Origin of the sequence: Lentzea sp. NPDC051213 (genome assembly GCF_044455585.1) — a bacterium.
Classification (GTDB): domain Bacteria; phylum Actinomycetota; class Actinomycetes; order Mycobacteriales; family Pseudonocardiaceae; genus Lentzea.
In genome coordinates this window covers 349,959-362,173 of record NZ_JBITEX010000001.1, presented here as the reverse complement: position 1 = coordinate 362,173, position 12,215 = coordinate 349,959, and the positions used below count along the sequence as shown (strand labels likewise).

Here is a 12,215-nt window from a genome sequence, read left to right as displayed (position 1 = left end):
ACCAGGACATCGCCCTCCACCAGCACGTCTACCTGGGCCTACTCGCGGAGGTCGGGGCGGTCACGCAGGCTCTCGGGCAGCCGGGGGAACGGCGCGCGCCGGATGTAGAGCCAGTTCGAGATGGTCCCGATGACGATCACCGCGAGGCCCGGCGAGGCCGGGAGCAGCAACGACGTCCAGCCGTCCCGCAGCAGCACCCCCGCGACGATCGTGGCGACCACGAACGGGACACCGAACAGCAGCGTCCGCCCGGTCAACCACCTGAGGTCGCGCATCCGCTCGTGCTGCTCGTCGTCCCAGTCGCGCTTCCTCATGCCCCAGCCCCCATCAGAACGAGCGCTGCACCCGGTCCGCCACCAGCTTCACGAACCGCGACGGGTCGGCGAGTTCGCCGCCCTCCGCGAGCAGGGCCAGGCCGTAGATCAGCTCGCCCGTGTCGGCGAGACCATCGCGTTCGCCACCCGCGAACGCCTTGTGCAGGCCCTCGACCAGCGGGTGCGACGGGTTGAGCTCCAGGATCCGCTTGGTCTTCGGCACCTCCTGGCCCATCGCCTTGAACATCTTCTCCAGCGTCGGGGTCATGTCGTGGGCGTCGCCTACCACACACGCCGGGGACGTCGTCAGACGCGAGGAGAGCCGGACCTCCTTGACGTTCTCCTCCAGCAGCCCCTGCAGCCACGTCAGCAGGTCGCCGAACTCCTCGGCCTTGGCGGAGGCGGCGGACTTCTCCTCTTCCGTCTCCAGGTCGACCTGTCCCTTGGCGACGGACTGGAACGTCCTGCCGTCGAAGGCGGGCACCGAGTCGACCCACATCTCGTCGATGCCGTCGGTGAGGATGAGAACCTCGAAACCCTTGGCGCGCAACGCCTCCATGTGCGGCGAGTTCTCCACGGACAGGCGGGACTCACCGGTCATGAAGTAGATGTGCTCCTGCCCCTCCTTCATCCGCGAGACGTACCCGGCCAGCGTGGTCGGCTCGTCGGGCGAGTGGGTCGAGGCGAACGAGCAGATCTCCAGGATCGCGTCGCGGTTGTCGGGATCGGCGAGCAGCCCCTCCTTCAGGGCCGCACCGACCTCGCGCCACAGCTTCGCGTAGTCGTCCGGGCGCGAGGACTGCAGCGACTTGATCGACCCGAGGACCTTCTTCACCAACCGGCGGCGCATCAGCTGGATCTGGCGGTCCTGTTGGAGGATCTCGCGCGAGACGTTCAGCGAGAGGTCCGCGGCGTCGACGACGCCCTTCACGAAGCGCAGGTACTCCGGCATCAGCTCGGCGCAGTCGTCCATGATGAAGACGCGCTTGACGTAGAGCTGCACGCCGCGCCTGGCGTCGCGCATGAACAGGTCCATCGGCGCCTGCGCCGGCAGGAACAGCAGGGCCTGGTACTCGAACGTGCCCTCCGCCTGCATGCGGATCGTCTCGAGCGGCGCGTTCCAGTCGTGGCTGACGTGCCGGTAGAACTCCGCGTACTCCTCCTCCGTCACCTCGGAGGCGGGGCGAGCCCACAGGGCCTTGCGGGAGTTGACCTCCTCGCCGCCCAGGCGCACCGGCCAGGTGATGAAGTCCGAGTAGCGCTTGACGATCTCCTTGATCTTCGCGGGCTCGGTGTAGTCCGGCAGCTGGTCCTCGTCGTCGGACGGCTTGAGGTGCAGCGTCACCGAGGTGCCCTGCGGCGCGTCCTCGACCTCGTCGATCGTGTAGGTGCTCTCGCCGGTCGACTCCCAGCGCACGCCCTTCTCGGCGTGCGGGTACTTCGTCACCAGCGTGACCTTGTCCGCGACCATGAACGACGAGTAGAAGCCGATGCCGAACTGGCCGATCAGGTCCGACGTGCTCGACTGCTGTTCCTTGAGCTTGCGCAGGAACTCCGCGGTGCCGGACTTGGCGATCGTGCCGATGAGCGCCACGACGTCCTCACGCGTCATGCCGATGCCGTTGTCGCGCACGGTCAGCGTGCGCTCGGCCGGATCGGACTCGACGACGATGTGCAGGTCGTCGACGTCGACCTGCATGTCCTTGTCGCGGAACGACTCCAGCCGCAGCTTGTCCAGCGCGTCGGAGGCGTTCGAGACCAGCTCGCGCAGGAACGTGTCCTTGTTCGAGTAGATCGAGTGGATCATCAGCTGCAGCAGCTGGCGCGCCTCGGACTGAAACTCAAGCGTTTCCATGCTTCCCCACCGAAATCAACAACGAGAACGAACAGCACTAGTGCCGTGACCGCCAGCCTTCGCCGCGTCTTCGACGCTCAGCAGGGCGCCTCGCGGCACCGGCCCCACGCCCACAGCCAACCAGGATGAGGACGTGGAGCCGGCACCGCGATGCACCCGTCTGACCGCCGAACACGGGGCAAAGGCTGACGGCCACGGCACTAGAACTTAGCGGCCCACGACTGTGAGAGCGCCTGGGACCGTGCGAAGTGAGACGGGCAACGCCTCCTGGCGTTCGCCGTCGGCGTAAGCGATCCACCCGTTGCCACCGGCCAGCGTCACCTCACGGGCGCGGAAAGTCCGCACCCGCGGGTGCTCGGTGTGCTTGCCCGTGCGCAACGTCGGCAGCATCCGGATCAGCATCGAACGGCTGGCGTGCTCGACCACCGTCACGTCGAACAGGCCGTCGTTCGCGTCCGCCTCAGGGCACACCGGGATGCCACCGCCGTAGTTCGGGGTGTTGCCCACGGCCACGAGCGTCGCGTCCAGCGAGTAGGTCTCGGACTCGGTCGTGACGACCAGCGGCGCCGATCGCAGGGACGCCAGCTCGGCCAGGATCGCGAGGTCGTAGCGGCGTGGACCGGCGGGCCAGCGCATGGCGTTCGCCCGCTCGTTCACCGCGGAGTCGAAGCCCGCGCACAGCACCGTCGCGAACCACTGGCCGGTCGACAGCCGGCCCAGGTCGAGGGTCTTCTTCGTGCCGTGCACGACGTCCTCGACCGACTGCGATCCGATCGCGGCGGCCAGGTCGTTGCCTGTGCCCGCCGGGACGACGCCGAGTGTGGTCGAGGTGCCCGCGCACGCCTGAATGCCCAGGTGAGCGGCACCGTCACCGCCGAGCACGACCAGCAGGTCGACGCCGTCCGCCACGGCCTCGCGGGCCATCGCGAGGGTGCCCTCGGCGTCGTGCGCGACGAGTTGGGTCAACGAGGTGACGTGCTCACGCAACGCGGCGGCGGTCGACCCCGCCATCCGGGCCGCCCGCCCCTTGCCCGACGCCGGGCAGACCAGCAAAGCCGCCCGCGTCACGTGGCGTCGTCGTAGTTCACGCGCTTGGCAGGCTCCGAAGCGACCGGCTCGACCTTCTCGCCCGGCATGTTGCCGTCGTCGTCGGACGCCGTGTAGTCGAACGGCGCGGCCTCGTTGTCGTCGAGAGCGTCCCAGCCCTCGGCGGCGCGGAGCTTGGCCTTGCGCTTGTCGTGGATCCGGGCGAACTGGATCGCCATCTCGAACAGCAGCACCAGCGCGAGCGCCAGCACGACCATCGAGACCGGGTCGGTGCCCGGCGTCGCGATCGCGGCGAACACGAACAGGCCCATCATCAGGCCACGCCGCCACTTCGACAGCCGCTCGTACGACACCACGCCCGCGCGGTTGAGCATCACCACGACCAGCGGGAGCAGGAAGCTCACGCCGAAGATGAACAGCATGGTGATCACGAAGTTGATGTACTTGCTACCCGTGAGCGCCGTGGTCCAGTTGCCGCTGCCGAAGCCGAGCAGCACCTTCAAACCCTCAGGCACCACGAGGTAGGCGAGCACCGCACCGGCGACGAACAGCAACGCGCCGGCGCCGACGAACACGCGCGCGAAGTTGCGTTCCTTCGTGTACAGGCCGGGCGTGATGAACGCCCAGATCTGGTACAGCCACAGCGGACTGAGCAGCACCGCACCCGCTGCCGTACCGACCTGCAACTGCACCAGGAAGATCTCGAACGGCTCGGTCTGCAGCAGCGCGCAGCGGCCGTCCTTGGTGATGTCGGCCCGGTACGGCGCCAGGTCGTCCTGGCAGTACGGCCCCGTCAGGATGTCGCCCAGCGACGGGATGGGACCGAGCCGCACCTGGAACCAGACGAAGCCGAAGATGGCACCGATGGCGATGACCAGCATCGCCAGTCCGAGGCGGTACCTGAGCTCGTACAGGTGCTCTTTGAGCGACATCGTGCCGTCGGCGTTACCCCGACGGCGCCTGCCGCGTTCCCGGCGCTCGGCGAACCACCGGAACGGGTTTGCCACCGCGCTAACCGTCCTTACAAGTCAGAGACCGGCAGGTCAGTTGTTGGTGGCCTTGTTCTGGCTGGTCTGCTCGATGGGCGGCGCGACCTGCGGCTGCTGGACCTGCGGCTGGGCCGGCGGAAGCTGCTGCACCGGCTGCGTCGCGGGCGCGGGCTTCTCCTCGTCCACGGCGTCGGGGTCGCGCAGGCCCTTGGTCTCGGCCTTGAAGATCTTCGCCGACCGGCCGAGCGAACGCGCCATGTCAGGAAGCTTCTTCGCACCGAACAGCAAGATGATCACCACAGCGATGATGATCAGCTCGGTGGGTCCGAGGTTAGGCATTGCTGGTCCTCCCGTCTGCCCCGCGACGTCGATCGTACGCGGGGTTTGCCCTGGTGCGGGCCCGTTTCGAAGGCCGTCGGCGCGCGAAGGCCACCTTCAGCGCGGCGGACCGCGCCTTCAGCAGGCCAACGCCGTCCCCGACCCTGTCCCCCACCAGAGTGCGTGCACCGGCGAATCGGCGCAAGGATCGGAGGACCCGAACCGAGATCGTGACCAGCACGATCAGGCCGAGCGCGATCAGCGCCAGGGTCGGTGTGTACGGCACGAACAGAGGTTATACGTCTTGGGTGGACAGCAGGTGATCTGCCCGGCGCAAGGCCTCCCCCGCCCGGCGCACCACCTCGTCCGCGAGCTCGGCCGGCTGCTCGACGTGCACGTCACCGCCGAGCCCGAGGAGCAACCGGACCATCCACGAAGAGTCGTCGTAGCGCATGAGCACACGCGTGCGGCCGTCCGACAGCTCCGCGACATGATCGACCGGGTAGTACTCGGCGACCCAGTGCGCGTCCGGTTCGAGCAGCAGGACCGCGATCTTCTGATCGTCCCGCGGCTGGAACAACCCCTCCGACGTATCGGTCAGCTGGGCGTGGGGCGGGGGCGACGACGGCTCGTCGAGCGCCTCCACGGCGTCGATCCGGTCCAGCCGGAAGAGCCGCACGCCGAGCGCGGACCGGCACCAGGCCTCCAGGTAGCCGCGGCCCTCCAGGAGCAGCAGGCGCATCGGGTCGACCACCCGGTCGCTGATCTCGTCGTGCGACTGCGAGTAGTAGCGGATGCGCACGGCCCGTTCGCGCTTCACGGCGTCCTGCACCGCGTCGCGGATCTCGGTGATCTCCGCGCGGTCGAACGAGCCGAGCCCGACCACCATGCCCGCGGGCTGCGCCTTGCCGACCGCCGACTCGATCTTGGCCAGCGCCCGCTGCACCGCGTCCGCGTCGACCACCCCGGGGGTGTCCGCGAGCGCCCGCAGCGCCACCAGCAGCGACGCCGCCTCGGCCGCGGTCAGCCGCAGCGGCCGGTTCATGCCCGCGTCGAACGAGACGGTGATCGTCTCGCCCTCGAAGGACAGGTCGATCAGGTCACCGGGCCCGTAGCCGGGCAGGCCGCACATCCACAGCAGCTCCAGGTCCTTGCGCAGCTGCTTGGGCGTGATGCCGAAGTCGGCGGCGGCCTCCTTGATCGTGATGGCCGGCCGGTTGAGCAGGTACGGCACGAGTGCGAGCAGCCGCGGCAGCCGTTCGTTCGACGCGGTCACCGCGCTCCTTCCAGGGCACCCTGCAGCCGGTCGCGGACGCTCTTCGCGAGCACCTCGGGCTCCAGCACGACGACGTCGGGCCCGAACCCGGCCAGCCACTTCGCCGCCGAGTCGGGGAACTTCAGGTCGATCTCGACGACATCACCGCCGTCGCGTTCCTCCACGACCTTCGCGTGCCTGCGCAGCCCGTACGCGCGGTCCTTGGCGACCCAGATCTTCGCGGGCGCCGTGTGGTGCGGATCGACTTCGGTGCGCGCGATGAGGCTCATCAGGTCCGTGCCCTCCGGCACCTTCACGACACCGGGCTTGCCGACCGTCCTGACCTGGCCCACGACCCTGGACAGGCGGAAGCAGCGCGTGTCCTGCCGCACCCGGTCCCAGCCGACGAGGTACCACTTGCCGCGCCACGCGACGACACCCCACGGCTCGACCGTTCGTTCGCTCAGCCCGCCCGGCGGCGGCTTGCGGTAGTCGAACGTGACGACCTGCCCCGCCTGCACGGCCTGCAGCAGCGGCGGGAACGCGGGCTCGTTGGCCCGCACCTTGGGCTCCACGGCGGCCGGCGCGTCCTGGTCGACGTCCACCCCGGCGGCCCTGAGCTTGATCAACGCCCCGTGCACCGCGCCCGTGAGCTGCGGCGAGTCCCAGAGCCGGGCCGCCAGCGCCACCGCGGCCGCCTCGTCCGGTTCCAGGTCGATGTCACCGAGCTCGTAGTCCCGCCGCGCGATCCGGTACCCGTCCTCGGCGCCCTCCGCGTTCGACTGCCGGCCGACCTCGAGCGGCACGCCGAGATCGCGCAGCTCCGACTTGTCGCGTTCGAACATGCGGAAGAACGCCTCGTCCGACGGCGCCTCGTGATAGCCGGGGACGATGGCGCGGATGCGCTCCGCTGTCAGGTACTGACGGGTCGACAGCAGGCACAGCACCAGGTTGACGAGCCGTTCGGCGCGTGCGATGGCCACGGACAAACCCTAACGCGGCGTCGCCGGAAACCTTGACATCACCTGTTGTGAACGGTCCGTTCAGAGCAGCGTGCGCAACTCCCGCACCAGCTCCACGGGCGCTTCCTCGGCCATGTGGTGTCCGCAGTCGATGGAACGAACCCGCACGTCATCGGCCCATTCGGCCCAGATTCCCGGCAGGTCCTCGTACAGGTCGGAGAGGTCGTCCTTGGCCGCCCACAACGCAAGTACCGGACACGCGATTCGTCGCCCGGCCCGCAGATCCTCCTCGTCGTGCACCCGGTCGACCTCCAGGCCCGCCCGGTAGTCACCGCACATCGCGAGCACGGTCTCCGGGTCGTGGATCGCGCGCTGGAAGTCGGCCCAGTTCTCCACGCCCATCGCCAGCGGCGTGTCGTGGTAGCGCCCGCCGTACCACAGGTCCGGGTCCTGGTTGATCATCGCGGCGGCGAGCTCCTGCTGCGCCAGGAAGAACCAGTGATACCAGGACCGGGCGAAGCGGGCGTCGCAGCGCGCGAGGTGGGCGCCGATCGGCAGGCCGTCGAGCACGGCCAGTCGTGTGACCGCGCCGGGGTGGTCCAGTGCCAGCCTGATCGCCGCGGCGGCTCCCCGGTCGTGCCCGACGACCGCGAACCGCTCGTGGCCGAGCCCGCGCATCAGCTTCACCAAGTCGCGCGCCATCGCGCGTTTCGAGTAGTCGCCGGGTTTGCTGGACTGGCCGTAGCCGCGCATGTCCGGGCACACCACCGTGTGGTCGGTCGCGAGCAACGGGGCGACGCGGTGCCACGTGGTGTGTGTTCGAGGGTGGCCGTGCAAGAGGAGGACCGGCGGCCCTGCACCGCCGGTCCTCACTCTGAGCACGGCCTCGTCAACGTCCCTGCAACGCAACGAGAAACCCTCGAACATTCACATCGGCTACCCCTGTCAGGTGCGGCCGACACGTCCTTTTTCGCCGGAGGCCCAGCAGGTGTTACCAACGCAGTCGACCGTGTCGAAACTTCCCGTGTCCGCGACCTTCCAGGTCCTGCCGTCCCCGCTGGTGTCCGTGCCGGACGGACCGACAGCGACCAGTCCGTTGCCGCGATAGGCGATCCCGGACCGGTAGCCGATCGGGGCGGTGCTCCCCGCCTTCCAGCCGCGCCAGTCCTTGGTCGCGAACGCCGGCGTCGGATCGGTCGGCTTCAGGTAGTCGCCGCCGATCGCCACACCACGCCACGGCGTCTTGAACGCCACCGCGAACACCCCGGCCGCCGCGCCGGACGGCATCGGCACCTCGGACGCCTCCCAGGAACGACCGCCGTCGCGCGACTCCAGCACCCGTGCTTTCGCGCCGCCGCCGGTCGCGATCCACGCGTGGTTGCCCGACGTCGTCACGCACTGGCCCGAGGCCGCGAACGCGAACTCGCCCGGCAGCGCGTCCGGCATGCCCTTGGGATCGTTCACGTGCCACGAACGACCGCCGTCCCACGTCCGCAGCACCCGGAACCGGCCGTCGACCGGGTCGCTCAGCGCCAGCCCGCGGAACCGGTCGAAGAACGCCACGCAGTCGTAGAACGCCTTCGGATCGGTGTTGCGGAACGACTCCTGCCAGGTCTTCCCGCCGTCCGAGGTGCGGTAGATCCGCGACGCCTCGCCCTCGCCGATCGACAACGCCACCGCGTTGCGCGCGTCGAAGGCCTCGATGTCGCGGAACTCCAGCGCCTCGGTGCCGGGCGGGCCGACGGAGTCCCACGTCCGGCCGCCGTTCACGGTTCTGAGCACCGTGCCCTTGGAGCCGCTGACCCACGCGACCTGACCGGACACGGCGGACAGGCCGCGCAGGCGCGCGTCCGTGCCGGTCGGTTTCAGCTCCCAGTAGGAGTCGGCGGACGCGACCCCGGGAAGCATCAGGAAAGCGGCGAGTGCCACCGCGATGATCCTCATGCGGCCACTCTCGCCCAGCCACCGACCGCTTTCTAGTGCCGATCGTCGGTCGGGCTCGTCTAGGACGAGGACTTCCTCACGGCGCGATCCTGGCGAGGTCCACCCGGGACCCGATCGAGAGCTTGCGGTAGATCTGCCGCAGGTGGAACCCGACCGTGTGCGGCGAGATGAAGAGCTCCTTCGCCACCTGCCGGTTGGTCAGTCCGTCCGCGACGAGCCGGGCGACCTTGTGCTCGGTGCCGGTGAGGCTGTCCCATCCGGTTCGCGGCCTGGGTTCGAGCTCGTGGTCGTCCGGTCGCCTCACCGTGGTGCGGCGCCGCCGGACGCCGAGTCGCCGCAGGGCGCGGCGCACTCGGGCGGAGTCGAGTTCGGCCTCGATCTCGTCGTAGCCGCACAGCGCGCGGTTGAGTTCGACCACCGCCTGTTCGCGGTCGGTGTCGAGGTGGACAGATCCGATGTCCTCCGCGAGAGATGCCTTCGTCCACGAGTCGGTGCAGTTCGCCAGCAGAGCTGTCAGCGCGGCGACGTCCCGCTGCACCAGTGCCCGGCCGTGCCTGGCCGCCGCGACCACCGAATCGTGCCGCGGGTTGGCGGAAGCGAGTTCTTCGGCCGTGCTCGCGAACAGTTCGGCGAGGGCTTCGTCGCCCGCGGCCGTGGCGGTGCGCACGCACCACGCGGTCGCGGTGGGTGCTTCGAGCAGCAGCTGCGCGCACAGTGCGGGATCTTCCGCCATCGGGCGGATCTCCTCGATCGCCACCGCCGGGCCGTCGGTGGCCGCTGCCACCTGACCCGCGATCAGCCGCAGCGTCACCGCACACGGGTGGGGCTGGCCGGCGGGGATCGACTCCTCCAGGCGGCGCAACCCTTCGGCGGCCTCGACCAGATCGCCCCGCCGGAGCGTGCACTGCACCAGGACCGCGCCGAGCTGCGGCTGGAACAACGGCATCTCCGCCTGTTCGGAGGCCGCGAGACCGGTCGTCGCGGCCGCTTCGGCGGCGTTGAGGTCGCCCTGGCCCAGCAGGACGGCCGCCCGCAACGCGAGCGGAACCGAGGTCATCACGCCCGTTCCGTGGGCTTCCGCGGTGCGGCACGCCTCGTCCGCCGCGGTGAGCGCCTCGTCGAGCTCGCCGAGTCTGGTGAGGATCCACACCTTCGTCCACAGTGGATCGCTCTGCCAGATCCTGGTCAGCTCGTCCCGCACGACCGCGGCCTTGTCCGCCGCCTCGATCGCCAGGTCCAGCTTGCCCTCACGCCAGCTCGCCATCGCCCGCACGGTCAGCGCGGCGGCCAGGACGTCCGAGCCGTAGTGGCCGGACTGCGCCAGCACCTGGTCCGCCATTCCGATCGCCGCCGCGAGGTTGTGCAGCGAGAGGATGTTGAGCAGCAACAACTCCGGCGACAGATCGTGCCTGGCCGCGGCCGACTCGGTGACCTGCAGGCCGACGGTGCACACCGTCGTGGCGTCACCTCGCAACATCTGCGCGATGGTCTGCCAGGTGCGCAGCACGTACGACGACACCACCTGGCCGGGATCGTCGGGGTGCAGCAGTTCCCGCGCGAGCTCCACGGCCTGGCTCAGCCTGCCCATGCGGACCAGGGCCGCGGCCGCCGTGACGCCGAGTGCCATCCGGTTCGGCTGGCCCGGCTCCGTGATCCTCAGGCCGCTGATCGCGAGGGCCGCGGCCGCGTCCGGAGAGTCCGCCAGAAGGCTTTGTGCCGCTTCGTCCACCGCGTTGACGGCCTGTGGGTCCCCGGCTCGCGCGCAGTGCACCAGATGCACCGCGACCGACACGACGTCCTGACGATCACGGCCGAGCAGCATCGTCGCCGTCTGCCTGTGCAGCGCCGACCGCATCGGATCCGGCACGGACCCGAGCACCGCCCGCCACACCGGCTCGCGGTGGAAGACGAACTCGGCACCTCCGTCCCGCAGGAACCCGGCCGCCAGCGCCTCCCTGAGCGGCCGCAGGAGCACGGCCACGGGCTCGCCCAGCATCTCGGCCAGGTCCTCCGGCGTGAAGCCGCTGCCGAGCACCGCGCCGACCTGGAGCACGTCCTGTGCCTGGGGCGACAGTCCGAGCAGCCGCTCGCTCATCATCTGCCGGAACGGCCAGGGCAGCTGCTCGGCCGGCTCCGGCGACACGGCACAGGCGATACCGCGTTCCATCGGACCCGCGGTCAGCCGGGCGGCGGCGTCCACGACCTGAACGTGGTTCTCCCGCACCAGGCCCATGACAACGTCGACGACCCCCTGTGGGGTGCCGCCGACGCTGCTGACCAGCGCGGCGACGTCCGGGTCCGGCGTCGCGCCCAGCAGGTCGGCGGCCATGGCGAAGGCCGCCTCGTCCGACAGCGGCAGGAGTGGTTCGACCCAGTCACACGGAAGAACGCGGGTCATCTCGTGCAGCACCGCGCTCGCGGGCGTGGCGAAGTGCTGGGCGTGCGAGGTGAGCAGCCAGCACACGGGCAGGTGCTTGAGCTTGGCCATCACCGTGCTCACCGCTCCGAGCACCGCCGGCGGTGTCCGATGAGCGTCGTCGAGCGTGACCAGCACCGGTCCGTGGCGCAGACGCTGAACCAGCCGCGGCTCGATCTGGGCGGCCACCGAGCTGACGCTGACGACGTGGGGGTGGTCGGCCCGGGATCCCTCCGCCGCGAAGGCGTCCGGTGACAGGTCCACCACCGAGAAGCCGCGCATGGCCGCCAAGGTCGTGCTTTCGGCCACCAGCCTGGTGCTGCCGGTGCCCGCGGGCGACGCGATCACCAGCATGCGAGCCTGCTGGGATTCGGCGACCGCCAGGATGAGCTGCTTTATCCTCGCGGTTTCCTCCTCACGTCCGCGCAGCGGGAGCGAGACGGACAACTCGGATGACCGGTCCCACGCCGCAAGATTCTCGCCTAGAGGTGTGCACGACACTTAATTTCCTGTCCTGTGAGCACAGTCGGGAACGATGAAAGTGAAGTCTTCACGACCTGGAGAATGACTCACGGGATTGTCAGGTAGTGGTCGCGCGCGGACACCTCTGCGCGGCACGCCCACTGGAGCCGCGGTTCGAGCGGCGATCGCCCGGCCTGCGGCATTGCTCGCCGGGCGAGAGGCCAATCAAGACGCGGATTTCCCCTGACGGTATGACGTGCCGGCCTCATCCGCGAACCTCCCTCTCACCCCCTTCGAGACTCGCGCGACAACACCCACAATGTCAACTCTCTTGACAGAACCAGTGTACAAAAGGGCAATCAGCTCCTGACCTGGTATGCAACGACACGGCTCTGTGTTCGCGTGGAATGCCGTTCCACTGGTATGCCAGCATCGACAATCATGACCAGCGCAATCACGGCCGGATCACCGTCGCCACGCGACCGTCCACGATGGAAATCACCAGGCCAGTGCCCGAACCGGCAGCCGATTGAGACGGACAGATCCGGGCGAATTCCGGGCACGTTCCGGTAAAGCCCGGTCCGTACCGCGTCAATCCGGTCGTCTCATTTCGTCGCCCCGCGTAAATAGCACGATCCGGAGATAGGCGGCGG

11 protein-coding genes are annotated in these 12,215 nt (G+C 69.3%); all 11 read right to left on the bottom strand.

The genetic code is table 11. The annotated features are described in order from the left end of the window. Positions 1-38 precede the first annotated feature (38 nt). Positions 39-314 carry a hypothetical protein gene (locus ACIA8G_RS01690; RefSeq protein ID WP_396416315.1) on the bottom strand — a complete coding sequence of 92 codons (276 nt, stop codon included), beginning with the start codon at positions 312-314 and terminating at the stop codon, positions 39-41. A 13-nt stretch (positions 315-327) separates the two neighbouring features. Further along, a complete protein-coding gene (htpG, locus tag ACIA8G_RS01685; RefSeq protein ID WP_396416314.1) occupies positions 328-2,169 on the bottom strand; it encodes a molecular chaperone HtpG in 1,842 nt (613 codons plus the stop codon). Between the two features lie 207 nt (positions 2,170-2,376). Beyond that, positions 2,377-3,237, bottom strand: coding sequence for a diacylglycerol/lipid kinase family protein (locus ACIA8G_RS01680; protein WP_396416313.1), 861 nt, complete (start codon positions 3,235-3,237; stop codon positions 2,377-2,379). Next, positions 3,234-4,148, bottom strand: a complete 915-nt coding sequence (gene tatC / locus ACIA8G_RS01675) for a twin-arginine translocase subunit TatC (RefSeq protein ID WP_396417296.1) — start codon at positions 4,146-4,148, stop codon at positions 3,234-3,236. Before tatC ends, ACIA8G_RS01680 begins: the two co-directional genes overlap by 4 nt. A 111-nt stretch (positions 4,149-4,259) precedes the next feature. Further along, positions 4,260-4,544: a Sec-independent protein translocase subunit TatA gene (gene tatA, locus ACIA8G_RS01670; protein ID WP_396416312.1), complete on the bottom strand. Its 285-nt coding sequence runs from the start codon at positions 4,542-4,544 to the stop codon at positions 4,260-4,262. Further along, on the bottom strand, positions 4,537-4,809 hold the full coding sequence (locus tag ACIA8G_RS01665; RefSeq protein WP_396416311.1) for a bacteriophage holin: 273 nt from the start codon (positions 4,807-4,809) through the stop codon (positions 4,537-4,539). Before ACIA8G_RS01665 ends, tatA begins: the two co-directional genes overlap by 8 nt. 9 nt (positions 4,810-4,818) lie before the next feature. Continuing rightward, entirely contained in the window at positions 4,819-5,799 is a 981-nt protein-coding gene (locus ACIA8G_RS01660; RefSeq protein ID WP_396416310.1) for a helix-turn-helix transcriptional regulator, read from the bottom strand. Continuing rightward, on the bottom strand, positions 5,796-6,761 hold the full coding sequence (locus tag ACIA8G_RS01655) for a helix-turn-helix transcriptional regulator (RefSeq protein WP_396416309.1): 966 nt from the start codon (positions 6,759-6,761) through the stop codon (positions 5,796-5,798). The genes ACIA8G_RS01660 and ACIA8G_RS01655 overlap by 4 nt, the downstream gene beginning before the upstream one ends. 60 nt (positions 6,762-6,821) lie before the next feature. Further along, on the bottom strand, positions 6,822-7,667 hold the full coding sequence (locus tag ACIA8G_RS01650; RefSeq protein ID WP_396416308.1) for an alpha/beta fold hydrolase: 846 nt from the start codon (positions 7,665-7,667) through the stop codon (positions 6,822-6,824). 18 nt (positions 7,668-7,685) lie between these two features. After that, complete coding sequence (locus ACIA8G_RS01645; RefSeq protein ID WP_396416307.1) at positions 7,686-8,684, bottom strand: WD40/YVTN/BNR-like repeat-containing protein; 999 nt, start codon at positions 8,682-8,684, stop codon at positions 7,686-7,688. A 76-nt stretch (positions 8,685-8,760) separates the two neighbouring features. Beyond that, a complete protein-coding gene (locus tag ACIA8G_RS01640; RefSeq protein ID WP_396416306.1) occupies positions 8,761-11,547 on the bottom strand; it encodes a LuxR C-terminal-related transcriptional regulator in 2,787 nt (928 codons plus the stop codon). Positions 11,548-12,215: the final 668 nt, after the last annotated feature.

Excerpts from the sequence above, each read along its gene's own strand:
- ACIA8G_RS01690 (WP_396416315.1), bottom strand. The coding sequence starts at position 314 with ATGAGGAAGCGCGACTGGGACGACGAGCAGCACGAGCGGATGCGCGAC.
- htpG (WP_396416314.1), bottom strand. The coding sequence starts at position 2,169 with ATGGAAACGCTTGAGTTTCAGTCCGAGGCGCGCCAGCTGCTGCAGCTG.
- tatC (WP_396417296.1), bottom strand. The coding sequence starts at position 4,148 with ATGTCGCTCAAAGAGCACCTGTACGAGCTCAGGTACCGCCTCGGACTG.
- tatA (WP_396416312.1), bottom strand. The coding sequence starts at position 4,544 with ATGCCTAACCTCGGACCCACCGAGCTGATCATCATCGCTGTGGTGATC.
- ACIA8G_RS01650 (WP_396416308.1), bottom strand. The coding sequence starts at position 7,667 with ATGTTCGAGGGTTTCTCGTTGCGTTGCAGGGACGTTGACGAGGCCGTG.
- ACIA8G_RS01645 (WP_396416307.1), bottom strand. The coding sequence starts at position 8,684 with ATGAGGATCATCGCGGTGGCACTCGCCGCTTTCCTGATGCTTCCCGGG.